The 24052-nt window shown below is 65.5% G+C and carries 24 protein-coding genes and 1 other RNA gene; 18 read left to right on the top strand and 7 right to left on the bottom strand.

Translation table 11 applies throughout. From position 1 onward, the window contains the following. Positions 1-225: 225 nt before the first annotated feature. From ssrS to I6F37_RS10830, 3 genes are all read left to right on the top strand, one after another. Positions 226-386: non-coding RNA, 6S RNA (gene ssrS / locus I6F37_RS10820), on the top strand. A 170-nt stretch (positions 387-556) separates the two neighbouring features. Next, complete coding sequence (locus tag I6F37_RS10825) at positions 557-1153, top strand: 5-formyltetrahydrofolate cyclo-ligase (RefSeq protein WP_036021727.1); 597 nt, start codon at positions 557-559, stop codon at positions 1151-1153. After that, positions 1131-1955 carry a TIGR00282 family metallophosphoesterase gene (locus I6F37_RS10830; RefSeq protein WP_035998346.1) on the top strand — a complete coding sequence of 275 codons (825 nt, stop codon included), beginning with the start codon at positions 1131-1133 and terminating at the stop codon, positions 1953-1955. The genes I6F37_RS10825 and I6F37_RS10830 overlap by 23 nt, the downstream gene beginning before the upstream one ends. 163 nt (positions 1956-2118) lie before the next feature. Here the strand turns inward: I6F37_RS10830 and I6F37_RS10835 are convergent, their stop codons facing one another. The 4 genes from I6F37_RS10835 to I6F37_RS10850 form a co-directional block, all read right to left on the bottom strand. Beyond that, positions 2119-2706, bottom strand: coding sequence for an N-acetyltransferase (locus tag I6F37_RS10835; RefSeq protein ID WP_085971997.1), 588 nt, complete (start codon positions 2704-2706; stop codon positions 2119-2121). Positions 2707-2810: 104 nt separating this feature from the next. Next, positions 2811-3947, bottom strand: a complete 1137-nt coding sequence (locus I6F37_RS10840; protein WP_225151177.1) for a DSD1 family PLP-dependent enzyme — start codon at positions 3945-3947, stop codon at positions 2811-2813. 280 nt (positions 3948-4227) lie between these two features. Then, positions 4228-5652 (bottom strand): methyl-accepting chemotaxis protein, encoded by a 1425-nt coding sequence (locus I6F37_RS10845; protein ID WP_225151179.1) that lies wholly within the window; start codon positions 5650-5652, stop codon positions 4228-4230. Between the two features lie 140 nt (positions 5653-5792). Next, positions 5793-7541 carry a methyl-accepting chemotaxis protein gene (locus I6F37_RS10850; RefSeq protein WP_225151180.1) on the bottom strand — a complete coding sequence of 583 codons (1749 nt, stop codon included), beginning with the start codon at positions 7539-7541 and terminating at the stop codon, positions 5793-5795. 216 nt (positions 7542-7757) lie between these two features. On the opposite strand from I6F37_RS10850, the gene I6F37_RS10855 reads away from it, so the two are divergent. The 7 genes from I6F37_RS10855 (at position 7758) to I6F37_RS10885 (ending at position 13027) form a co-directional block, all read left to right on the top strand. Continuing rightward, positions 7758-8504: a YebC/PmpR family DNA-binding transcriptional regulator gene (locus tag I6F37_RS10855; RefSeq protein WP_035998371.1), complete on the top strand. Its 747-nt coding sequence runs from the start codon at positions 7758-7760 to the stop codon at positions 8502-8504. Between the two features lie 76 nt (positions 8505-8580). Next, positions 8581-9108: a crossover junction endodeoxyribonuclease RuvC gene (gene ruvC / locus I6F37_RS10860; protein WP_035998374.1), complete on the top strand. Its 528-nt coding sequence runs from the start codon at positions 8581-8583 to the stop codon at positions 9106-9108. Beyond that, entirely contained in the window at positions 9105-9722 is a 618-nt protein-coding gene (gene ruvA / locus I6F37_RS10865) for a Holliday junction branch migration protein RuvA (RefSeq protein WP_035998377.1), read from the top strand. Before ruvC ends, ruvA begins: the two co-directional genes overlap by 4 nt. A gap of 131 nt (positions 9723-9853) precedes the next feature. Further along, positions 9854-10912 carry a Holliday junction branch migration DNA helicase RuvB gene (gene ruvB, locus I6F37_RS10870; protein WP_109142466.1) on the top strand — a complete coding sequence of 353 codons (1059 nt, stop codon included), beginning with the start codon at positions 9854-9856 and terminating at the stop codon, positions 10910-10912. Positions 10913-11041: 129 nt separating this feature from the next. Next, entirely contained in the window at positions 11042-11962 is a 921-nt protein-coding gene (locus I6F37_RS10875; protein ID WP_225151182.1) for a metallophosphoesterase, read from the top strand. A 68-nt stretch (positions 11963-12030) separates the two neighbouring features. Then, positions 12031-12480 (top strand): tol-pal system-associated acyl-CoA thioesterase, encoded by a 450-nt coding sequence (gene ybgC, locus I6F37_RS10880; RefSeq protein WP_197960645.1) that lies wholly within the window; start codon positions 12031-12033, stop codon positions 12478-12480. Positions 12481-12559: 79 nt separating this feature from the next. Continuing rightward, entirely contained in the window at positions 12560-13027 is a 468-nt protein-coding gene (locus I6F37_RS10885; protein ID WP_225151184.1) for a nuclear transport factor 2 family protein, read from the top strand. Between the two features lie 186 nt (positions 13028-13213). Here the strand turns inward: I6F37_RS10885 and I6F37_RS10890 are convergent, their stop codons facing one another. Together I6F37_RS10890 and I6F37_RS10895 are read right to left on the bottom strand one after the other, a co-directional pair. After that, entirely contained in the window at positions 13214-13921 is a 708-nt protein-coding gene (locus tag I6F37_RS10890) for a type 1 glutamine amidotransferase (RefSeq protein WP_225151187.1), read from the bottom strand. Between the two features lie 28 nt (positions 13922-13949). Then, complete coding sequence (locus I6F37_RS10895) at positions 13950-14876, bottom strand: LysR family transcriptional regulator (protein ID WP_225151189.1); 927 nt, start codon at positions 14874-14876, stop codon at positions 13950-13952. A gap of 151 nt (positions 14877-15027) precedes the next feature. On the opposite strand from I6F37_RS10895, the gene I6F37_RS10900 reads away from it, so the two are divergent. From I6F37_RS10900 to I6F37_RS10935, 8 genes are read left to right on the top strand one after another with little or no spacing between them, the layout of a single operon-like run. Beyond that, the gene (locus I6F37_RS10900) at positions 15028-15984 is read left to right on the top strand and encodes an N-carbamoyl-D-amino-acid hydrolase (RefSeq protein ID WP_074447730.1); all 957 of its coding nucleotides are present in this window, start codon (positions 15028-15030) and stop codon (positions 15982-15984) included. Between the two features lie 37 nt (positions 15985-16021). After that, positions 16022-16849 carry an ABC transporter substrate-binding protein gene (locus I6F37_RS10905; protein ID WP_225151191.1) on the top strand — a complete coding sequence of 276 codons (828 nt, stop codon included), beginning with the start codon at positions 16022-16024 and terminating at the stop codon, positions 16847-16849. Next, positions 16846-17703, top strand: coding sequence for an amino acid ABC transporter permease (locus tag I6F37_RS10910; RefSeq protein WP_036021759.1), 858 nt, complete (start codon positions 16846-16848; stop codon positions 17701-17703). Before I6F37_RS10905 ends, I6F37_RS10910 begins: the two co-directional genes overlap by 4 nt. Beyond that, the gene (locus tag I6F37_RS10915; protein ID WP_057028105.1) at positions 17700-18464 is read left to right on the top strand and encodes an amino acid ABC transporter ATP-binding protein; all 765 of its coding nucleotides are present in this window, start codon (positions 17700-17702) and stop codon (positions 18462-18464) included. Before I6F37_RS10910 ends, I6F37_RS10915 begins: the two co-directional genes overlap by 4 nt. A 17-nt stretch (positions 18465-18481) precedes the next feature. Further along, positions 18482-19297, top strand: coding sequence for an ABC transporter substrate-binding protein (locus I6F37_RS10920; protein ID WP_225151193.1), 816 nt, complete (start codon positions 18482-18484; stop codon positions 19295-19297). Further along, entirely contained in the window at positions 19284-20168 is an 885-nt protein-coding gene (locus tag I6F37_RS10925) for a polysaccharide deacetylase (RefSeq protein ID WP_225151194.1), read from the top strand. The genes I6F37_RS10920 and I6F37_RS10925 overlap by 14 nt, the downstream gene beginning before the upstream one ends. Further along, the gene (locus I6F37_RS10930; protein WP_225151196.1) at positions 20168-21751 is read left to right on the top strand and encodes an ABC transporter substrate-binding protein; all 1584 of its coding nucleotides are present in this window, start codon (positions 20168-20170) and stop codon (positions 21749-21751) included. Before I6F37_RS10925 ends, I6F37_RS10930 begins: the two co-directional genes overlap by 1 nt. Further along, positions 21748-23121 (top strand): amidohydrolase family protein, encoded by a 1374-nt coding sequence (locus tag I6F37_RS10935; RefSeq protein WP_225151198.1) that lies wholly within the window; start codon positions 21748-21750, stop codon positions 23119-23121. The genes I6F37_RS10930 and I6F37_RS10935 overlap by 4 nt, the downstream gene beginning before the upstream one ends. On the opposite strand, the gene I6F37_RS10940 is transcribed toward I6F37_RS10935, so the two are convergent. Beyond that, positions 23111-24031: a LysR substrate-binding domain-containing protein gene (locus I6F37_RS10940; RefSeq protein ID WP_225126351.1), complete on the bottom strand. Its 921-nt coding sequence runs from the start codon at positions 24029-24031 to the stop codon at positions 23111-23113. The two genes, I6F37_RS10935 and I6F37_RS10940, sit on opposite strands and share 11 nt — an antisense overlap. Positions 24032-24052: the final 21 nt, after the last annotated feature.

Genomic DNA, 24052 nt, shown 5'->3' on the forward strand with positions numbered 1-24052 from the left:
ATCGCGCGTAGCGCGAGCGGGGTGGGGTGATCTCTCCACACGGACAGTGCCCGTGGGGAGAGATCACCCCACCCCGTCTCACATTTCGCTGCGCTCCATGTGAGCCGACCCACGGGCGAGCTTCGCTCGTCCCGGACCCCTCCAGGGGAGGGTAAGAAAGCGCGCAGCGGAAGCCGCACTCTCGTCGCACTGGCGGTTCGTCAGTACAGTTGTTACATTGCCTGCGCGAGGCTGCGACGTGCGTCAGGAGCCATATATCCCCGGGGCCTTATCGATCCTTTAGGGAACTGTCCCTGGCCGGGCCCGTGGGCTCGGACATATGGTGCCCACCTACTTTCGTAGGGAACTCCGGGATCGAGTGCTTCAACGGCGTTCGCGGCTTCGCACTTTCGTTTGCTTCGTTTGTGCTTGTTGAAACGACTGCGGCCAATTCAACAGGTGTCATTCCCCGCGAAGGCGGGGAATCCAGTACGCCGCGGCCCTTGTGTGAATCACCACCGCCTCTGGAATACTGGATCACCCGCATTCGCGGGTGATGACGTGGGGACCAAAGCACATGTCCAACTCCAAAGCCGAGCTCCGTGCCAAAGCCCTCGCCAAGCGCGATGCGCTGAGCGAGAAGAAACGCATCGCGGCCGCCGCAAAGCTCGCCAAGCGCGGGCTACCGTTCAAGCTGCTGCCCGGCAGCATCGTCTCCGGCTATTCGCCGATCCGCAGCGAGATCGATCCGATGCCGCTGCTCGCAAAGCTCGCGGAAGAGGGCGCCAGGCTGGCGCTGCCCTGCGTCACCGCGCGCGGCCAGTCGCTGATCTTCCGTCTCTTCCATCCGAACGACCGCCTGATGCTCGGCCCGCTCGGCATTCCCGAACCTTCACCTGCTGCGGCCGAAGTCATTCCCGACATCATGCTGACGCCGCTCGCCGCCTTCGACCGCCTCGGCCATCGCATCGGCTATGGCGCCGGGCATTACGATTTCACCTTCGCGCATTTGCGCAAATCCAAGCACATCGTCGGCATCGGCCTTGCGTTTGCAGTGCAGGAGATCGAGGCGGTTCCGGCACTATCCCACGACGTGGCGCTCGATTATGTGCTAACGGAATCGGACGTGTTCGATTTCCGGAGTTCTGAAGTTGCGCATTCTCTTCGTGGGTGACGTCGTCGGCCGTAGCGGACGCGAGGCCGTCTCCGAATATCTGCCCGGCATGGTCAAGGACTGGTCGCTCGATCTCGTCGTCGTCAACGGCGAGAACTCGGCCGGTGGCTTCGGCATCACGGAAGCGATCTACCAGGAGTTTCTCGAGGCCGGCGCCGACGCGGTGACGCTCGGCAATCACTCCTGGGACCAGCGCGAGGCGCTGGTGTTCATCGAGCGCGCCGACCGCCTGGTGCGCCCCGCCAACTATCCGCGCGGCACGCCCGGCCGCGGCGCCGCCTTGGTCGAGACCAAGAACGGCAAGCACGCCCTCGTCGTCAACGCGCTCGGCCGCGTCTTCATGACCCCGTTCGACGATCCCTTCGCCGCGCTCGAGCGCGAGCTTGGCGCCTGTCCGCTCGGCGTCGCCGCCGACGCCATCGTCGTCGATTTCCATTGCGAGGCTTCAAGCGAGAAGCAGGGGATCGGCTTCTTCTGCGACGGCCGCGCCAGCCTCGTCGTCGGCACGCACACGCATGTGCCGACCGCCGACCACCAGATCCTGTCAGGTGGCACCGCCTACATGACCGACGCCGGCATGACCGGCGATTACGATTCCATCATCGGCATGCAGAAGGAAGAGCCGCTGCGGAGGTTCACATCAGGAATTCCGTCCGGCCGCTTCGAGCCGGCCGCAGGCGCCGCGACGCTCAGCGGCGTTGCCGTGGAAACGGACGATGCGACAGGGCTCGCGCTCAAGATCGCGCCGGTGCGCGTGGGTGGAAGGCTGGAGCCGACGACGCCGAAATTCTGGTTGAGCTGAAGCGCGAGCGAAATCACCCGGTGTCGTCCCCGGACGATTATATCAACTTTGCCCTCAGCAGCGGACATCGACGGGCAACAAGGGAACTCCGCTTTGGGCCACAAGCGGAAGTCAACAGTCATTGGCGGCTGCGAGCCCTTCTCTTCGACAGATTGGATTCCGTTCAAGAAGCTGTCCGCAACATTGGTGTCATCGTCGGCGAAGAACCATGTTGTATCTCGCCGATGATCTTGAAGCCGTGGCGTTCATAAAGGGAGATGTTTCGCGGATTCGAACTTTCGAGGTAGGCGGCGATGCCCTCCTCGTCGCATCGCCGAAGAGCGTGCTTCATCAACAATGTGCCGAGACCTTGGCCGATCCAGTTCGGATCGGAGGCAATGAGAGGCAGATACCAATGGGGCTCGTGGGGATGATGTTCGGCCATTCCCTGGAGCATGTGTCCAATATCATCGGCGATCTCCGGACGCAGGGATTGCGCCATGAGTGCGTCCATGGCCGTTTCATCGGGCTCGACGCCGGGCGGCAGCCACAGGGCGGCCGCGCGAGCCCCTTCTGTGATGTAAGCTGTGCCATGCTCGAATGCCCGTCCGCCAAATGCCTTGACGAATTGAGGCATAATCCTGAGATATTCGGATGAATCGGGCCAAACCCAACGCGCCATCGGATCGGCTGCAAAGCCAAGTACAATGGTGCTGATAGTGCTTGCCTGAATGTTGGCGCCCGCAGATTTGATTTCCGAGTCTGCGCTCATGATATCGTCTCCAAGTCGTCGATGGCGTCGGCCACATTCATTCTAAGATGCAGCACAGGATAGTGGCCGGGCGCTACGGCGTCGCGCGCAATCACGCGTCAATCTCAGGTGACCGCGCCCCGCGCCGCGACTGGCCAAAGTGCCTCCACGCGGGAATCCGGCGTGTTGAAGCCGCGCACGCCGACATACCAGTCGTAGAGATTGACGGTCGGGTCGCAATGGCCGGGGATCAGCGTCACCTTGTCGCCGATCGCCAGTCGCGACGAAGCGCTGTCGAAATCGAGCAAGCCATGCTCGTCAGAGGGCCGATGATAGCGCAGGTCGGGCCGGCCGAGCACGACCGGAAATCCGCTGTCGTTCGACAGGGCCTTGTGGCCGGCATCGATGACCGCGCGTTCGCCGGCGGCGGTGCTCATGACGGTCGCGATCACGAACAGTGCATGCTCGAACGGATTGGCGTTGCGCGCGCCGTCGGCGAGGTTCTTGGCGTAGTCGGCGTCCATGAAGATATAGGAGCCCGCCTGCAATTCGTTCCAGATGCCGCTCGCGCCTTCGAGCTCGAATGTGCCGGTTCCCGCACCTCCAATCGTCCGGCACTGAAAGCCCGCGTCCTTGAGGACGCGCAGTGTCTCCGCAGTCGCGTTCGCGGCACCGGCGATGGCAGCGCGCCGCTCCTCCGGCGTGCGTAAATGTTGCGCAGAGCCGTGATAGGCCTGCAAGCCGCCGAACGATAGAAAGCGTGAAGCCGCCACGTGCCGCGCCAGGGTGGCCGCCGCCGGCCCCGGCCTGACGCCGCAGCGACCGGCGCCGACGTCGATTTCGACCAGGACTTCGATTTGCGATCCTGCCCGCTCCGCGGCGTGCGACAGTTGCTCGACCATGATCGCATCGTCCACGCAAACGCTGATGCGTGCGTGGCGCGCGAGGCCTGCGAGCCGTTCCAGCTTCCGCAGGCCCACCACCTCGTTGCTGACGAGCACGTCGCTCACCCCGCCCGCAACCAGGATCTCGGCCTCGGCGACCTTCTGGCAGCACATGCCGATTGCGCCGCGCGCTATCTGCTTGGCCGCAATGATCGGTGATTTGTGGGTCTTCGCATGCGGACGCAAGCGAACGCCGAGCTTGCTCACCGCCGCCGCCATCGTGTCGAGATTGCGCTCGAAAGCGTCGAGGTCGATGATCAGCGCCGGTGTATCGATCTCGGAAAACGGCGCGCCGATTTGGGCGGGTGGACAGGCCATCGAAAAACCAGCTTGTTGTGTTCGGGTTCGCGCTCCGAATGCGCGGCGGCATTTCTACGGCAACGTCGGCCGCCGCACCAGTGCAGTCGGCTTTTGGTGCTCGGCAGGCGGCGGTGAGAACCGCCCACAATTTCGGAATAATAGCATTCTACCCCTGTTTTGCCCGACGGGTCAACGCGCGCCACGGCCTGCCGGCGCAAGCCATTGATTCCACACGCCCCGGCTACTGTGCATGGGGTTGTTTTCGAGCTTTTGTTTTGAAGATGCCGGAGCGTCCTCGTCAGCCCTGGCGAAAGCCCATCCGGAAGGCGCCCCAGTGCTTGCCGCGGATCATGATTGGTGAGGACAGGTCCTTCATCAGCACGAACTGCCCGCCGCCCATGTCGCGGCGATAGGTCTGCAGCAGGAAGGGTTTTGTGTTGGCCGCGACCTTCTTCACCGCGCGGTCGGTGAACAGGCGGCGGTTGCGGCAATTGGCGTTATTCCAGACCGGGTCCTTGCCCTGCGGCAGGCGGTAGTTCGGATTGTGGGTCGGAAGGTAGCCGCCCCGCGCCCAGGCGACGCAGAACACGATGCGCGGATCGGTCTTCTGGATCGGGTCCTGGATCGCGGGCAGCACGCGGTCGGTGAACTCGACGTAGTTGGTCAGGTACTGCTTCGGATCGGTGCCTGATATCTCGCGGTAGGTCTCGTCCATGAGCTGGTCGAGCGTGATCTCGCCGCGGTCGATCGCAGCTTCGAACTCGGCCGAGATCCGCTTCGCGGTGTCGACGACGATACGGATCAGTGGCGCGTCCGACGTCTCCACGCCGCTGTCGGCGATCAGCGCGATCAGGCCTTCGGAGGCGTCGAGCAGCTTTGCTACCCGCTCGTCGGCGCTTCGGAGGTCGCGCGAGGAGAGGTCGACGCCCTTGGCGAGCTCGTTGAGCTCGCTGATCACGGTGTCGCAGTGGCCGAGATTGGAGGTTGCCGCGCGCGCGACGCCGTCGATCTCGGCTTCGACCGAGGCGAAGCCCTGCTGGACCCGCGAGATGATGCCGGAGATCGCTTGTGCGCCTTCGCCGGCGGTCTTGGCGCGCTGCGAGGCGTCGCTGCTCTCGCCGATCAGGCCTTCGATCTGGCCGTCGAGATCGCGCACCGTGTCGGAGATCTCATGCGTGGCCTGGCGCGTGGCCTCCGCGAGGCTCTTGACCTCGCTCGCGACCACCGCGAAGCCGCGGCCGGCATTGCCGGCGCGCGCGGCCTCGATGGTGGCGTTGAGCGCGAGCAGATTGGTCTGCTTGGCGATCGCCTCGATCGAGCCGGAGACCTTCGCCACCTGCGCCAGCGCCGCGCCGACGGCGCTGAGGCGCGCCTCGATCCGCTCCACCGCGGCGACGAGCTCGGAGATGTGGCTGACCGCGGTGTCGACCGCGCCGCGAGACTGCGCGATCTCGCCGACCGCGGCCGACGTCGTGGTTTGCACCGCCTGCGAGGCGTTGGCGATGTCGTGGTTGGCAGAGACCATCCTCTCGGCCGTCTTCTGCAGATGGTGAAACCGTTCCGACTGGCTCGCGACGCGGTTGGCGACGTCCTGGACGTTGCCGGCGATGTCGGCGAGCTCGACGCCGAGACCGCCGATGCGGTCGGCGAGCTGGTCGATCAGGCGTTCGGCCAGCGTCCGGTTGGAGGCAGTGTCCAATACGGCAAGTTGTGCAGAGGACATGTACGGGCTCTCTCCAGTCGGAGCCGTTGATCGGCTCCTTGGCGGCATTCCGATTCCAGATCCGACCTTAGAGGATGATTCGCGCCCGGCGTCTTGCCCAGGAGTGCAGGTGCGTGCAGGTGCGTGCACGCGCGGGAGCGCTACAGCTTGTAGGCCGTGCGGAAGCCGCCCCAGTGCCGGCCCTGCACGCGGATCGGGACGTCGATCTCCCGCATCATCACCGTGTTCCCGTTGCCCATGTCGCGCGCATAGCTCTGGACCAGGTACGATCGCAGGTTGCGCGCGGCGGCCAGCCCCGCCGGATCGTTGAAGATGCGCCGGTTGCGGCTGTTGGCCGTGTTCCAGGCGACGTCGCCCGGCCGCTGCGGGTGCGAATAGATCTTGTTGTGCACCGGCAAAAAGCCGTTGCGGTCGACCATGGCGCAGAACGCCATCCGCGACTCCCGCGCCAGAAAGGCTTCCTGGAACGGCGGCAGGGCGCGATCGGCCCAGTCGAGATATTTGGTGCGGTATTGCTGCGGATTGGTGCCGGCGATTTCCAAATAGTCCGTGTCGAAGAGGTCGTCGAGCTTGACCTCGCCGCGCGCAACCGCCTGCTCGAATATCTGCGTCAGCGCATTGCCCGCTTCCATGGCACGGGTGACGAACTCGGTGTTCTCCTCATGGATCGACCAGAGCTTGTCCTCGATCTTCTCGTTGAGCGCGGCGGTGGCGCCGACGAACTGCGCGCGGGCGCCGGCCTTGGATTGCTCGACCACGCGCAGGCGGCAGGCGCCGATGTCCTCTAAGCTGCCTTCGATCGTCGCTTGCGTTGCCAGCCGGCTTGCGTCCGCGCCGCCGATCAGCACGCCTTCCATCGCGATTTCATAGACCGGCATCACGGCGCGCGCGGTTTCGAATTTGAGGTGGCAGGGCAGCCGCTCGGTCTTGCGGCGGTCGTCGTGCTCGCTCTGGCGCAGCAGCACCGCGCAGCGCGATTTCAGCTTCTGGGCGAAGGTGGTGACGGCCTTGCCGGCGCTGGCGACGCTCTCGCCATGGGTCTCGGCCGCCTTGGTCGCCGCGTCGATCTCGGCCGCGCTCTCGCCGACCGAGATGATGAACTCCGAGGCGCTGGCGGCATTGCCGGAGACTTCGCTGGTCGTGGCATTCTGCTCGGCGACCGCGCCGTTGACGGTGTCGAACACCGGACGGATCGCCTCGATCGCCTGCGAGATGCGGTGCACGGCGTCCGCCGAACCGGCGGCGTCGCGCTGCAATGCGTCGATCTTCTTCGTGATCTCCTCGGTCGCACTCTGGGTCTGCACCGCGAGCGCCTTGACCTCGGTGGCAACGACGGCAAAGCCTTTTCCGGCTGCGCCCGCGCGCGCGGCCTCGATCGTCGAGTTGAGCGCGAGCAGCGTGGTCTGCCGCGCGATCTGTGCGATCAAATTGACGACGTTGCCTATGGCGGCGGAGGATTCGCGCAGGCGGTCGACATTGGCGCGGGCTTCCTGCGCGGCGGCGCTGGCCTCGTCGGCGAGCTTGCCGGCTTCCCGGACCTGCGCGCCAATCCCTTGCGCGGACTGGGTGAACTTGTCGGCGGCATGGGCGAAGGTGGAGGCGGTGGATTGCGCCGCGTTGGTCCGGCCGGTCAGGGCGTCGGTGCGGTCGCGAATGGCAGCGAGGGTCGCCGCGGTCGCCTCGGCGCCGCCAGCCACCGAATTGGCGGCGCGCTCGAGCTGGCGGATCATGGCGCCGAGCTCGAGTTCCAGCAGTTCCAGGATTTCCCGGGCCGAATCACTTTCGGAGGCCGGGGCGGGGGCGGCAGGGGCGGCCGGCTGCGCAGCCTCCGGGCCTGCCGCGGGCGCGGCCGTGTCCGGCAGACGCTTCCGAAATAATCCGAACGCCATCGGGTCTCTCTTGTCGGGGGACGGTCGGGCGCTATTTTCGCAGTCCGGAATGAAATCAGGGTTAACGGTGCCCATCTAGGCAGGCGCCGTTACGGCGGCTACCTTTACAGTGCTACCTCAGGCGCAGCCGAGCCCTTTGATTCCGATGGGTTGGCGGCCTATAAGGCCGCGCTTCCCGCATTTACCTTGGCGCACGCTTCCATCACGAGACCACGCATGGCCGGACATTCCCAATTCAAGAACATCATGCACCGCAAGGGGCGGCAGGATGCCCAGAAGTCGAAACTGTTCGGCAAGCTGGCGCGGGAAATCACCGTCGCCGCCAAGCTGGGCACTCCCGACCCCGCCATGAACCCCCGCCTGCGTGCCGCCGTGATCGCGGCGCGGCAGGAGAACATGCCGAAGGACAATATCGAGCGCGCCATCAAGAAGGCGCTCGGCAGCGACGGCGAAAACTATGACGAGATCCGCTACGAGGGCTACGGCCCCGGCGGGGTCGCCGTCATCGTCGAGGCGCTGACCGACAATCGCAACCGCGCCGCCTCCGACATCCGCTCCTTCTTCACCAAGTCCGGCGGCAATCTCGGCGAAACCGGCTCGGTCTCCTTCATGTTCGACCGCACCGGCATCATCGAATATGACCGCAGCGTCGCCTCCGACGATGCGGTGCTGGACGCCGCGATCGAGGCCGGCGCCGACGACGTGGTCTCGGGCGAGAACGGTCACGAGATCTACGCCTCGACCGAAAGCTATCGCGACGTCGCCAAGGCGCTGGAAGCCAAGTTCGGCGAGCCGCGCAAGGCCGCGCTGATCTGGAAGCCGCAGAACACGGTTGCGGTCGACGACGAGACCGGCGAGAAGCTCTTGAAACTGATGGACCTGCTCAACGAGCACGACGACGTGCAGAACGTCTACGCCAATTTCGAGGTGTCGGACGCGCTTGTTGCGAAGATGGGCGGCTAGGGCTCGACGGCACTTCCCCTGTTACTTTCGTTCTGTTTCTGTTTCCTCCAGGGCAGCCAGCCGCTATCACTGGCGCATGACTGCGCTCCCGATTCGTGGCCCCGTTCGCATCATCGGCATCGACCCCGGCCTGCGCCGCACCGGCTGGGGCGTGATCGAGGCCGAGGGCAATCGCCTGATCTACGTCGCCTGCGGCTCGGTGGAACCGCCCGACGATTTGCCGCTGTCGAGCCGGCTGCTCGCGATCCATGAAGGGCTCGCTTCCGTCTTGTCCGATCACCGGCCGGTGGAAGCGGCGGTGGAGCAGACCTTCGTCAACAAGGACGGCGTTGCGACGCTGAAGCTCGGCCAGGCCCGCGGCGTCGCCATGCTGGCGCCGGCAATGTTCGGCATCTCTGTCGCCGAATACGCGCCGAACCAGGTCAAGAAGACCGTGGTCGGCGCCGGCCACGCCGACAAGCAACAGATCGCGATGATGCTGAAAATCTTGCTGCCGAAGGCCGAGCCGCCGTCCGCGGACGCAGCCGACGCGCTCGCCATCGCCATCACCCACGCCCATCACCGCCAGAGCACCGCTCTCAGGCTGAAGGTGGTGGGGATATGATCGGCAAGCTCAAGGGCTTGATCGATTCCTACGGCGAGGATTTCGTCATCCTCGACGTTGGCGGCGTCGGCTATCAGGTACATTGCTCCTCGCGCACCTTGCAGCATCTGCCCTCGCCGGGTGAGGCCGCTGTGCTGTCGATCGAGACCTATGTCCGCGAGGACCAGATCAAGCTGTTCGGCTTCCGCACCGACCAGGAGCGCGAATGGTTTCGCCTGCTCCAGACCGTGCAGGGCGTCGGCGCCAAGGTCGCGCTGGCCGTGCTCGGCACGCTGTCGCCGGCCGATCTCGCCAATGCCATTGCGCTTCGCGACAAGGCCGCGGTGGCGCGCACGCCCGGCGTCGGCCCGAAGGTCGCCGAGCGGATCGTCACCGAATTGAAGGACAAGGCGCCGGCCTTTGCCAATGTCGATCCCGCCGTCGTGCATCTCGCCGGCGCCGTCGACGACCAGCGCGCGCCGCGCCCCGTCGCGGATGCGATCTCTGCGCTGGTCAATCTCGGCTACGGCCAGCCGCAGGCCGCCGCGGCGATTGCATCGGCCTCGCGCAGCGCGGGTGAGGGCGCCGAGACGGCGCAGCTGATTCGATTGGGTTTGAAGGAATTGGCAAAGTGAGTGCCTCAATGGTCAGTCTCGTAGGGTGGGCAAAGCGAAGCGTGCCCACCATCTACAAAGCGAGCAGCGACATGGTGGGCACGGCGCGAAGTGCGCCTTTGCCCACCCTACGATCCGATGGAGTTCGCTGAGTGAGCGACCCCAAGGCCAGCCGCATGGTCTCGCCCGAGCGCCGCAGCGATGATGTCGGCGACACCGCGCTGCGGCCGCAATCGCTGTCCGACTTCGTCGGCCAGGCGCAGGCGCGCAAGAATCTCTCGATCTTCATCGAAGCGGCGCGCAAGCGCGGCGAGGCGCTGGATCACGTGCTGTTCGTCGGTCCCCCGGGGCTCGGCAAGACCACGCTGGCGCAGATCGTGGCGAAGGAGCTCGGCGTCGGCTTCCGCGCCACCTCGGGGCCCGTGATCGCCAAGGCCGGCGATCTTGCCGCCCTCTTGACCAATCTCGAAGAGCGCGACGTGCTCTTCATCGACGAGATCCATCGCCTCAGCCCCGCGGTGGAAGAGGTGCTCTATCCCGCGATGGAGGACTTTCAGCTCGACCTCATCATCGGCGAGGGCCCGGCGGCGCGCTCGGTCAAGATCGAGCTGTCGAAATTCACGCTGGTCGGCGCCACCACGCGCGCCGGCCTTCTCACCAATCCCTTGCGCGACCGCTTTGGCATTCCGGTCCGGCTCAACTTCTACACGATCGAGGAGTTGGAGAGCATCGTCAGCCGCGGCGCGCGGGTGCTCAACGTCGGCATGAGTGCGGACGGCGCCAACGAGATCGCGCGCCGCGCCCGCGGCACGCCGCGCATCGCCGGCCGCCTGCTCCGCCGCGTGCGCGATTTCGCCTCGGCGGCCGATGCCGACAAGATTGACCGTAAGATTGCCGACCATGCGCTGAGCGCGCTCGAGGTCGATGCCGCAGGGCTGGACGCGATGGATCGGCGCTATCTCTCGACCATCGCGCTCAACTATGGCGGCGGACCGGTCGGCGTCGAGACCATGGCTGCGGCCTTGTCGGAGCCGCGCGACGCCATCGAGGACATCATCGAGCCCTATCTGATCCAGTGCGGCTATCTGCAGCGCACCCCGCGCGGCCGCCTGCTGACCTCGCACGCCTTCCGTCATCTCGGCATCGCCGAACCCTCGCGCGATGCGGCGGCGCAGTTCGGCCTGTTCGGCACGGATGACAGCGACGAGTGAGCTGCTGAACCTCGCGCCGTTCCGCCTATGATGAATTTCCGTTAACCTCCTGCAGACGATCTGCACGAACGCACCCCAATTCCGCTCCAATCGGATATCATCAAGGCGCCGCATCATCATCGGGCTTCCATGATCACGCGCCGTCATCTTATCCGTTCCATTGGCGGTCTGTCCGCCCTCGGCGTCTCGACCGCAGCCTACGGCGTCGGTGTCGAGCCGGTGCTGCGCCTTCGCGTCACGCGCTATCATCCGATGCCGCGGCAGTGGCCGGCGGATTTTCCGCTGAAGATTGCCGCCATCGCTGACATCCATGCCTGCGATCCCTGGATGTCGCTGGAGCGCATCGAGGGCATCGTCGACCGGACCAACGCGCTCAACGCCGATCTCATCGTGCTGCTCGGCGACTATGTCGCCGGCCTTCACCATGTCACGCGCTTCATTCCGTCGAGCGAATGGGCAAGGGTATTGGGGCGCCTGAAGGCGCCCCTCGGCGTCCATGCCGTCATGGGCAACCACGACTATTGGGATGACAGAACAGTGCAGCAGGCAGGGCACGGGCCGACCATCGCACATCGGGCGCTGGAGGCGGCCGGCATCCCCGTCTACGAGAACGATGCTGTGCGCCTCACCAAGGACGGCCGTCCGTTCTGGCTTGCCGGCCTCGGCGATCAGCTCGCCTTCCTGCCGGCGCGGCGCTTCCGGAGCATGGCGCACTTCGGTGCCGACGATCTCAATGCTACGCTGGCGAAGATCACCGACGATGCGCCGGTCATTCTGCTCGCGCACGAGCCCAATGTCGCTCCGCTCGTGCCCGCGCGCGTCGCGCTGCAATTGTCCGGCCATACCCATGGCGGCCAGGTCCGCCTGCTCGGCTGGTCACCGGCCGTCGCGCCCAGGAACGGCCTGCGTCTCGCCTATGGCCATTTCCGCCTGAAATGCGATCTCATCGTGTCCGGCGGCCTCGGTTGCAGCATCATGCCGCTCCGCTTCGGCGTGCCGCCTGAGATCGTCGAGGTGACGCTGGGAAGGTCAGGATCGGTCGTGTCCTAACACGCTTGCGCGTCCGGCTGTTTTTGCGCAAAACGTGCCGGTTACCGACCAGCGAAGAGGCTCCGGACGTGACAGCTCATCTCGACGGCGAGATCCGCGACGGCCGCCACCACATGCAGGTCCGGGTCTATTACGAGGACACGGATTTTTCCGGCATCGTCTATCATGCCAATTACCTGCGCTACATGGAGCGCGGACGCACCAATCATCTCAGGCTGATGGGTGCCGAGCAGCAGGTGCTGTTCGAGCAGACCGAGACGGACGGCGCGGGCTTCGCCTTCGTGGTGCGCTCGATGCATCTGGACTTCCTGAAGCCCGCGCGAATGGACGACGTGCTCGACGTCGTGACCTGGCCGGTCGCGGTGAAGGGGGCATCCATCATGCTGGCGCAGGAGGTGCGGCGCGGTGATGACGTGCTGGTGAAAGCCGAGGTCCGCGTTGCCTTCATCAGCGGCGGCCGCGCCCAGCCGATCCCGAAATCGATCCGCCAACTGATGAAGGCCGATCTGGTTTCGTGATCGCTCGATAGCGGATGGCCTATCGACTCCGCCAATTGCGACGATACATTCGCTGACACGATCAACCGATGAGGTCATCATGTCGCGCCCGCCGCTTCCACCCTTCACCCGCGAGACCGCCGCGCAAAAAGCCCGCATGGCCGAGGACGCCTGGAATTCACGCGATCCGGTGCGGGTCTCGCTCGCCTATACCGAGGACAGCCGCTGGCGCAACCGTTCGGAAGTTTTTCAGGGCCGCGAGGCCATCGTCGCCTTCCTCACCCGCAAATGGGAGAAGGAGCAGGATTACCGCCTGATCAAGGACCTCTGGGCCTTCGACGGCAACCGCATCGCGGTGCGCTTCCAGTACGAATGGCACGATGCAAGCGGCCAGTGGTACCGCTCCTACGGCAACGAGCAATGGGAGTTCGACAAGCACGGCCTGATGAAGCGGCGCGAGGCCTCGATCAACGACATCGCCATTGCGGAGAAGCACCGCCGGTTTCACTGGGCGGCACCGGGCCCGCGACCGGCCGATGTGCCCGGGCTGGGAAGCGAGCCGTTCTGAATTCTACCAGCGGCGCTGCTTCACCCTCTCCCCTTGTGGGAGAGGGTGCCGAGCGAAGCTCGGCGGGTGAGGGGTCTCTCTCCTCACGAGCAGTCCGGCGAATGGATAGAACCCCTCATCCGGCGCTTCGCGCCACCATCTCCCGCAAGGGGAGAAGGGAAGACGAGTGCGTCTCGAGCTTCGTAGTCAGGTGCGCTTAGCCAGAAACCGCGTAATCGCCCCGCCGAGCTTCGCATTGTCCATCGGCTCCGCCAGCGACGCCCTCGCCGTGGCAACGACATCCTCAGGTGCCTTGCCATCGCGCAGATCGCAGCACACTTGCGCGAACCCGACATCGAATTCCGGATGCGGCTGCACTGTCAGCGTCGCGCCATTGGCATAGAGCAGGCCGGCATGCGGGGTGAATTCGGAGGAGAGGATCGTCAGCGCATCGCTTGGCGGCTCGATCACCTGGTCCTGATGCGAGGCGGCGATCGCAACCGCTTCACCGTCGATGACGCCGTTCTCCGGCAGCACCTGATAGACATGCCGGCCGATGCCCCAGCCATGCTCCGATTTGCGCACGGTGCCGCCGAGCGCCTGCGCGATCAGCTGGTGGCCAAAGCAGACACCGACCATCGGTGTCTTGTTGGCGTAAGCCGTTCGCACGAAATCTTCCAGCGGCGCGATCCAGTCGAGCCCGTCATAGACCCCGGCCGCCGCGCCGGTAATGAGGATGGCCTCGAGCTTGCTCGGATCGGGCAGCGCATCGCCGCTGGGGATGCTGACGACCTCGATCGTCGCGGCCGGCTCCTCGGCGCGGATCATGCGCGCGAACATGTCCGGAAACGAACCGTGGCGCTCGCGGTATTTTTGCGGCACCTCTCCGGTCTCGATGATGGTGATGCGTGCCATGGGCCTCCCGGTCAAAAGGTTGCGAAGCTCAGCCTCTTTCTGCCCCATGTTGCTGGTGCGGCGCTGTGCGCTCGAGCAGAGCGCTCTCCTTGCGGATCTCGTTGAGAAAGGCCTTGGCCAGACGCGACAGCGGCTCGGCTTCAGACCATAGCATATAGGCGACCGCCTGCGTCGTCGGCGTGAACGGACGGACGACGAGGCCGCTGCCGCCGTTCTGCCGCGGCGAGAAAGGATCGACCACCGCCGCGCCGACGCCGGCGGCGGCCAGCACGCAGGCCGTGTTGCAGTAGCGCACCTCGACCGTCGGCCGGAACGGCGCGCCGGCGCGGGCAAAGCTGTCGCGCACGGCTTCGCCGAGCCGCGTGCCGCGTTCGAGCCCGATGAAGGGTAGGCCGGAGAGATCGGAAGCGGAGATCATCGGCCGGTCGGCGAGTGGATGCTGTGGCGGCAGCACGCAGACCATCTCGCCGGTGTGCACCACCTCATGCGCGATGCCGGGATGATGCGTGAGGCCGAGCGCGAAGCCGAGCTCGGCGACGCGGCTCAGCACACCCTCGATGATGCCCTCATAGCGCCGTACATCGAAGAACACCCGCGTCTCCGGGCGGCGGCGCAGGAAGCCCGACAGCGCGGACGGAATGATGCTGTACGCGAGCGGCGGCGTCGCCACGATGGCGAGATGCCCGGACCGGTTCTCGCGCAAATCGCGCATGCGGTTCTCGAGCTTGGCGTGCAGCGCGAAGATCGCCTCGCTCTCCTTGTAGAGCGCCATCGCTTCGGCGGTCGGAAACAGCCGGTTGTTGACGCGCTCGAACAGCGCAAAGCCCGCCTGCGCCTCCATCGTCTTCAGCGCGTTGCTGACCGCCGGCTGCGACAGCGCCAGCTCGTCCGCCGCCGCCACCGTGGTGCGGTGGCGGATCACGGCGCGAAGGATCTCGAGCTGACGCAGGTTCATATCACTGCCGATTATAGTCAGGGCCAAAACATCATAGCAACGCGAATTGATTTTGCAGCACCGCTCGCCCGTAATGGCAGCGGATTTGCACGTCGCATCAAAGGGTTCGTTCGCCCATTGAGGCAGCACTGCGCACAGATTGGAGGCAATCTTGGTTCGTGTCCTTCGCGCCGCAGCCGCTCAGATGGGGCCGACGCAAAAAGCCGATACGCGCGAACACACGTTGTCGCGGATGCTCGACATGCTGGAGGAGGCGGCCGGTCGGGGTGCGAGCCTTGTGGTGTTTCCGGAGCTCGCCTTCACCACCTTCTTCCCGCGCTGGCTGCTCGAAGGCGAGGCCCTCGACCGGTATTTCGAGCGCAGCATGCCGAACCCCGCGGTGGCAAAGCTATTCGATCGCGCACGTGCGCTGCGCGTCGGCTTCTATGTCGGCTATGCCGAGCTGACGCCGGAGGGGCGGCGCTACAATTGCTCCATCCTGGTCGATCGCGACGGCGAGGTTCTCGGCCGCTATCGCAAGGTGCATCTGCCGGGCTCGGTCGAGCCGCGCCCGGGCGCGCGCTACCAGCAACTCGAGAAGCGCTACTTCGAATATGGCGACCTCGGCTTTCCCGCCTTCCGCGCTGGCTCGTCCTGGGCCCATGCCATCATGGGCATGATGATCTGCAATGATCGTCGCTGGCCGGAATCCTGGCGCGTGCTCGGTCTGCAAGGAGTCGAGCTCGTCTGCATCGGCTACAATTCGGCGGCCTACGATCCCAACGGCGGCACGACCGAGGACGGAGCCTTGCGCACCTTCCACTCGACGCTGGTGACGCAGGCCAACGCCTACATGAACGCGACCTGGGCGATTTCGGTGGCGAAGGCGGGCGAGGAGGACGGCTCCGGCCTGATCGGCGGCTCCTGCATCGTTGATCCCAACGGCCGCATCGTCGCGCAGGCGCAGACGCTGGCCGACGAGGTGATCGTCGCCGACATCGATCTCGACCTCTGCCGCCAGGGCAAGGACAAGATGTTCAACTTCGCCGCCCACCGGCGGCCCGACCAATACAGGGTGATCACCGAGCGTGCCGGAATCATCGAGCCGGCCGTTCTCGACGCGGATTGACCAACGGCCGGTCGCAGCATTGGCAAAAGGAGCTGACATGACACGCCTCTCGTATTTGCTTGCCTGCGCAGCGCTGGCCGCGGCGACGTCGGCGCGAGCCGCCGAGCTGCCGGCGGAGATCAAGCAGGCCGGCACGCTGAAGCTCACGGTCAACTCCACCTACGCGCCGATGGAATATCGCGATCCCGCAACCAACGAGCTGGTCGGGCTCGACATCGATCTGGCGAAAGAGCTCGCCAAGCGGCTTGGCGACCTCAAGATTGTCTGGAGCGAGACGCCGTTCGCCGAGCTGATCCCCTCGCTCCAGACCAAGCGCGCCGACTTCATCATTTCCGGCATCTCCGATCGTGCCTCGCGGCGCGAGACCGCGGATTTCGTCGATTACCTCGCAACCGGACCGCAGTTCTTCGTGACGGCGGACAGCGCGGCCAAGGACGCCACCGATCTCTGCGGCAAGAAGGTCGGCACCACCCGCAGCACCAGCTTCCCGGTCGAGATCGAGAAGTGGAGCAAGCAGAATTGCGAGCCGGCCGGCAAGCCCGCAATCCAGTACGTTCCGGGCGAGAATTCCATCGACGTCCGCAACCAGCTCAAGCAGGGCCGCATCGACGCCGCCGTGCAGGGCAGCGAGACGTTGCCTTATGCGCAGCAACAGGAGCCCGGCAAGTATCGCATCGTCGGCGAGCCCTTTGCCAGGGGCTATCAGGGCATCATGTTCCGCAAGGACGATGCGGCCTTGCGTGAGGTCGTGACGGAGAAACTCGCGACGATGATCGCTGACGGCTCGTACAAGGCCATTCTCGACAAATGGGGCTTGGGGACCAATGCAGTCGCCCAGCCCATGCTGAACGCGGCGCCGCAATGAAGCAGGCGCCGGCACTCGCGCAAGGATTTCCCGATCTGTCGGGCATGCGGATCGCGCGCGAGCCGCACTGGTTTCGCTGGATCAGCGCGGCCCTGATCGTCCTCGTGCTGGCGGCGATCGCGCGCGCCTTTGCGAACGGCCAGATCGAATGGTCCTATGTCAGCCGCTTCCTGACCGCAAAGGTCATCCTCGAAGGCATCGTCAACACCATGGTGATGGCGGTGCTGGCGATGATGCTCGGCATCTTCCTTGGCATCGTCGTCGCGATCATGCGGCTGTCGCCCAATCCGGTGCTGAAGTCGGTCGCCGCCGGCTACACCTGGCTGTTCCGCGGCACGCCACTGATCCTGCAGCTGCTGTTGTGGTTCAATCTCGCGCTGGTGTTTCCGACCATCGGTATCCCCGGCCTGTGGTCTGCACGCGCCGTCGATGTCATGACGCCGTTCCTTGCCGCGCTGCTCGGGCTCGGCATCAACCAGGGCGCCTACACCTCCGAAGTGATGCGCGCCGGCATGCTGTCGGTCGATATCGGGCAATATGAGGCGGCGCAGGCGATCGGTATGGGACGGCTGCGCGCGCTGCGCCGCATCGTGCTGCCGCAGGCGATGCGCGTGGTGATCCCGCCGCTCGGCAACGAGTTCATCGGCATGGTGAAGGCGACCTCGCTCGCCAGCGTGATCCAGTATCCGGAGCTGCTGCACAATGCCGAGAACATTTACTACGCCAACTCCCGCGTCATCGAGCTGCTGATCGTCGCCGGGCTCTGGTACCTGCTCGCGGTCTCGATCCTGACACCGCTCCAGATGTTGCTCGAACGCCGCTTTGCACGCGGCACATTGCGGCTGGCGCGATGACAAAGCCGCTCGTCGCGATCCGCTCCGTAGCCAAGAACTTTGGAGAGTTTCAGGCTCTCAAGAACGTCTCGCTCGACGTCTGGCCCGGCGAGGTGATGTGCCTGATCGGCGCCTCCGGCTCCGGCAAGACCACGCTGCTCCGCTGCATCAATCAGCTCGCCACGATCGATGCCGGCGGCATCTGGCTCGACGGCGAACTGCTCGGAGTGCGCGAGCAAGGCGGGAAACTCCATCGCCTGAGCGAGCGCGAAATCGGGCGGCAGCGGCTCAAGACCGGCATGGTATTCCAGCGCTTCAACCTGTTTCCGCACAAGACCGCGCTGGAGAACATCACGGAAGGTCCGACCCAGGTGCAGGGGCGCAAGCCGGATGAGGTGCGCGCCGAGGCGACCGAGCTGCTTCGGCGCGTCGGATTGTCGGCCAAGGCCGACTGGTATCCGGCGCAGCTCTCCGGCGGCCAGCAGCAGCGCGTCGCGATCGCGCGGGCGCTCGCCATGAAGCCGATGCTGATGTTGTTCGACGAGCCCACCAGCGCACTCGATCCCGAGCTGGTCGGCGAGGTGCTCGCGGTCATGAAGGAGCTGGCGCGAAGCGGCATGACCATGATGGTGGTGACGCACGAGCTCGGCTTCGCCCGCGAGGTCGCCGACCGCGTCGTCTACATGGACCAGGGCGCGATCGTCGAGCAGGGCCGGGCCTCCGACGTGTTGGGCGCGCCGCGCGAGGAGCGCACCAAGGCATTTCTTTCGGCAGTGATCTGAAACGAGGGGGTATGGTGATGAAGAGATTCTTGCTTGCGGCGGCGTTCCTAGGCGCCATGAGCGCGTCGGCAATGGCGGCCGAATTGCCGCCTGACGTCGCAAAGCGCGGCAGCCTCAAAGTGGCGATCGTGCCGAACTATCCGCCGATGGAGTTCCGCGATCCCGCCACCAACGCGCTCTCCGGCTTCGACGTCGATCTCGGCGAGGCCATCGGCCGCAAGCTCGGCCTCAAGATCGAGTGGACCGAGACCAGCTTTGCCGAGTTCATGCCCTCGATCTCGACCGGGCGGGTGGATGCCATCCTGTCCGGCTTCACCGACTATGCGAGCCGGCACGAGGTCGCGACCTTCGTCGATTATTTGCGCAGCGGCCCGCAGTTCTTCGTGCAGGCGTCACGCAAGGCGGAATTCAAGGATGCGACGTCGCTGTGCGGCAAGAAGGTCGGCGCCAGCCGACGCACCATGTTCCCGGCCCAGATTGCGGCGTGGAGCGAGAAGAATTGCGGCAGCTCTCCGATCCAGTTCGTCGGCACCGACGGCTCGGCCGATGCGCGCACCCAGCTGAGGCAAGGCCGCATCGATGCCGCCGCCCAGGGCAACGAGACGCTGCCCTACATCATGGACCTCGAGCCCAACACCTATGCGACCGTGGGCGCGCCCATCGCACAGCAATTTACCGGCATTGCTCTGCCGGTGAAGGAGAAGGCATTGCAGCAGGCAATGCTGGAAGCCGTCGACGCGCTGATCGCGGACGGCACCTACAAGACGCTGCTGGCGAAGTGGAAATTGAGCGACAACGCAATCGAGAAGGCGACCATCAATGCTGGACAGTAAGGCACTCCAGAGCATTCCGCTCGTTCCGGCCAACACCGCGGATCCCGCGCCGGAATATCCGTGGCCGAAGCCGTACACATCCGCGATGTTCCTGTCGTTCGACGTGGACGCCGAGAGTGCCTGGACCAGCAAGGACGCAGGTCATGCGCAGCGGCTCATCACCATGAGCTATGGCGGCTACGAGGCGCGCGTCGGCACGCCGAAGCTCCTGGAGCTGCTCGACCAGCTCGATCTCAAGGCGACGTTCTTCGTCACGGGGTGGTCGGTCGACGCGCATCCGGCGATGGCGGAATCCATCTTGAAGGCCGGTCACGAGATCGGACATCACGGCTATCACCATCTGCTGCCCGACCCCGGCGATCCCTGGATCGAGGAGGAGCTGGAGCGCGGCTTCGAGGCGCTGAAGCGCCGGCTCGGCCTCAAGCCGACCGGCTATCGCGCGCCCTATGGCGAGTTCACGGAGGAACTGCGCGTCGCGCTGGTGCGTCACGGCATCGTCTACACGTCTTCGTTCCGCGACGACGTCAGGCCCTATCGCCATCGCCTCGCCGACGGCAAGCCCGGCACAATCGAGCTGCCGGTGACCGCGAGCTATGACGACTGGATGCACGGCCTGTCGGCGCGCTTCAGTCCGCGCTCGATCTTCCCTAGGGAACACGTGCTCTCGATGTGGAAGGACGAGCTGGATGAGGTCCGCGACTGGGGCGCGATGGTGACAACCGTGCTGCATCCGCAATGCAGCGGCCGCCCGATGCGGCTGCGGCTGCTGCGCGAATTCCTGACCTACGCAAAATCGTGCCCGGATGTCTGGATCACCACCGGCGAGAACATCGCGAAAAACTTCCTGCGCCACGAAGCGGGTCACCGCTAATGTCCATCTCCCGCCGTTCGCTCCTCAAGGCCGGCGCGGCGCTGCCGGCGCTGTCGCTGCCGGGCATCGTCCGCGCTGAATCGCAATCCACGCTGCGCTTCATCCCCGTCATCGATCTCGCCTTCGTCGATCCCATCTATTCGACGGCGCAGGTGTCGCGAAACCACGGCTTCATGGTTTACGATACGCTCTACGGCATGAGCTCCTCGCTCCAGGTCTCGCCGCAGATGCTGTCGGGCCACGCCATCTCCGCCGACCAGCTGCAGTGGGACCTCACGCTTCGCGATGGTCTGTTCTGGCACGATGGCGAACGCGTGCTGGCGCGCGATTGCGTCGCCAGCATCCGTCGCTGGGCCGCGCGCGACGGCTTTGGCGGCGAGCTGATGGAGGCGACCGCCGAGCTCTCGGCTGCCGACGACCGCACCATCCGCTTCCGTCTGAAGCGTCCTTTTCCGCTGCTGCCGCAGGCGCTCGGCAAGGCAGCGATCAATGCCTGCTTCATGATGCCGGAGCGGCTGGCGAGCCAGGATCCGTTCAAGCCGCTCACCGAGGTGATCGGCAGCGGTCCGTTCCGCTATCTCGCCGACGAGCGCGTGCAGGGCGCGCGCAATGCCTATGCCAAGTTCGAGCGCTATCAGCCGCGCACCGACGGCAAGCCGGATTGGACTGCGGGGCCGAAGATCGTGCACTACGATCGCGTGGTCTGGACCACGACGCCCGATGCCGGCACCGGCGTCGCCGCGCTCCAGACCGGCGAGCAGGATTGGCAGGAGACTACGCCGCACGATCTGCTTCCGGTGATCAAGGCGGCCGGCGATATCGAGACGCGCATCCTCGATCCCCGAGGCTACGCCTGCATGCTGCGCCTCAACCACCTGCAGCCGCCGTTCGACAATCCCGCTATCCGCCGCGCGCTCCTGGGTGCGATCGACCAGTCCGCATTCATGACCGCCGTCGCCGGCACCGATCCGGCGTTCCAGGTCTCACCGGTCGGCTATTTCGCACCCGGCACCCCGATGGCAAATGAGGTCGGCCTCGACGTGTTCCGCGGCCCGCGCGACTACGCCAAGGTGAAGGCCGACCTGAAAGCCGCCGGCTATAACGGCGAGAAGATCGTGCTGCTCGTTCCGACCAACTCGCTGGCGCAGAAGCCGCTCGGCGAGATCGCGGTGGATTCGTTGCGCAAGGCCGGCATGAACGTCGAATATGCCGGCCTCGATTTCGCCGTGGTGCTGCAGCGCCAGCTGAAGAAGGATCCGCTGCCGCAGGGCGGCTGGAGCGCCGCGGTCGGCAACTGGCAGGGTATCGACTGGCTCAACCCGGCCGGCAACACCAACATTCGCGGCGAAGGCAAGGTTGCCGGCTGGTATGCGAGCGAGAAGATGGGACCCTTGCGCAGCCAATGGCTGGCGGCCTCCGAACTCGCCGAACAGCAGCGCATCTGCCGCGAAGTCCAGAGGGTGGCGTTCGAGGAAATCCCCTATATTCCGATCGGCCTGTACAAGCAGCCGACGGCCTACCGCAAGGCCATCACCGGCATTCTCGACGGCACCGCCGTGTTCTGGAACGTACGCCCCGCATGAGCACCACAGCAATCTTCGGCAGCTATGTGCTGTCACGCAAAGACGGCGCGCAGGACGTGCTGCGCGACCGCTGGGTTCTGATCGAAGGCAAGAAGATTGCGGCGATCACGCGCGACAAGCCGCGCGCCGATCAGGTCTATGATCGCCCAGGCCGCTTCGTCCTGCCGGGCCTGCTCAACCTGCACAATCATTGCTTCTCGGAAGCGGTGGCGCGCAGCCACACCGAGGACGGCAACGGCCGCAAGAACAACCAGAGCATCGTCTACACGGTGCTGCTGCCGCTGACCAAGCGCGGCGCCGATATCCTGTCGGCGGAAGAGCGCCTTGCGGTGGCGCGGCTCGGCATCCTCCAGCTGCTCAAGGGCGGGGCCACCACGGTGATGGAGCCGTTCCGCAACGCGATCCCCGAGATGTTCGACGCGGCGGAGGAGATGGGCATTCGCTTCTACGGCGCGCCCTATCTGTTCTCGACCTCCGACGCCAAGGCCGGGCCTGACGGTGTGGTCCAATATTCCGGCGATGACGGCGCTGCCGATATGGCGACGTGGGACGCGCTCTATCAGCGCTGGAATAGTCGCGGCGACGGCCGCATCAACCTCGCCATGAGCCCGCATGCGACCGACACCTGCGGCCCCGATCTCTTGAAAGCCTGCGCCACGCGGGCGCGCGAGCTCGGCGTTCCCATCACCACGCACATGGCGCAGAGCCGCGCCGAGGTCGAGACCATCGGCAAGCGCTATGGCGGCCGCACGCCGGCACAATACCTGGACTGGCTCGGCCTGCTCGCGCCCGATCTGATGGCGGCGCATTGCATGTTCTCGAGCGACGACGATCTCAGGCTGATGGCCGCGCGCGGCATGACCGTCTTGAACTGCCCGCGCGTGTTCGCGCGTGCCGGCATCACCGCAGCGTTCAGCCGCTTCGCCGAGCACGGCGTGCGCACCGTGGTCGGCACCGACGGCTACAACATGGACGTGCTCGGCGAGCTCAATGCGGCGTCGCTGATCTCCAAGATCATTTCGGCGCGCCCTGACGTCGCGAACTCACCCGAACTGATCGAGGCGAACACGACGGTCGCCGCCGACGTGATCAAGCGGCCCGATCTCGGCCGCATCGAGCCGGGCGCGACCGCCGATCTCACGGTGGTCGATCTCACCCATCCGCATCTGCAGCCGCTGTTCGACCCGCGCCGCGCGCTGATCGCACTCGCCAACCGCGCCAATATCGATCAGGTCATGGTCGATGGCCGGGTCCTGGTCGATGAGGGACGCTATCTCGGCGCGGATGAAGCCGCGATTACGGCGGCCGGCACCGCCGCGATCGGCAAGATCTGGGATCTGCCGGAGGCGCAGGCCGCGTTCAACGGCTGACCCCGGCTTCGTCGTCCTCGAACTCCACCAGCGCCTTGCGCATGGTCTCGACTAGGTCCAGCGCCACCGGGGACGGGCTGCGCTGCGCCGGAAAGACCGCGGAGAATTCGAAATCGATGCGCGGCAGGAAGCGGCGCACGACGACGCCGCGCGTTGCAAATTCCTGCGCCGTGAAGGGATCGCAGATCGCGACGCCGAGGCCTGACGACACCATGCCGCACATGATTTCCGACAGCGTGGTCTCAACGCGCAGCACGCGGCGGACATCGTGGCGGTGGAAGACCTGGTCGACGAGATGCCGACTCGACGATCCCGCCGACAGCGAGATGAAGGTCTCGCCCTCGAAATCGCGCGGCTCCAGGACTTCCTTCTCCGCGAGGCGATGACCGGTCGGCAGCACTGCGACGCGCGCCGGCGCCGGCAGTCTCTGGCTCGGCAGACCGGAATGCGCGATCGGCACCTCGGCAAAGCCGACGTCACATTGATTGTTCAGCACCCAGTCAACCACGATGGGCGAGATGACACCGAAGAAGGCGAGGTTGAGGTTTGGCCGCTCCTTCAGAAAGTGACCGGTGAGCCGCGGCAGATAGCCGTTCGACAGCGCCGGCAGTGCCGCGATGCGTAGCGAGCCGGTGCGGCGTCCCCGGATTTCTTCTGCTGCCGCAGTGATGCGTTCGAGGCCGACGAAGGAGCGCTCGACCTCGGTGTAGAGCGCCATCGCCGCGGCGGTCGGCACCAGGCCGGTGCCGCGCCGTTCGAACAGCTCCATCTTCAGCAGCGCCTGGAGGTCGCGCAGCAACCGGCTGACGGCCGGCTGCGTCACCTTCATTAGCGCCGCCGCCTCCGTCACGCTGCCGGTCAGCATCATCGCGCGGAAGGCCTCCACCTGCCGCGAATTGATACGCGCCATTCCAACTCCATCCATAACATT

The organism is Bradyrhizobium sp. NBAIM08, assembly GCF_020193935.1.
In the GTDB taxonomy this organism is placed as follows: Bacteria; Pseudomonadota; Alphaproteobacteria; order Rhizobiales; family Xanthobacteraceae; genus Bradyrhizobium; species Bradyrhizobium yuanmingense.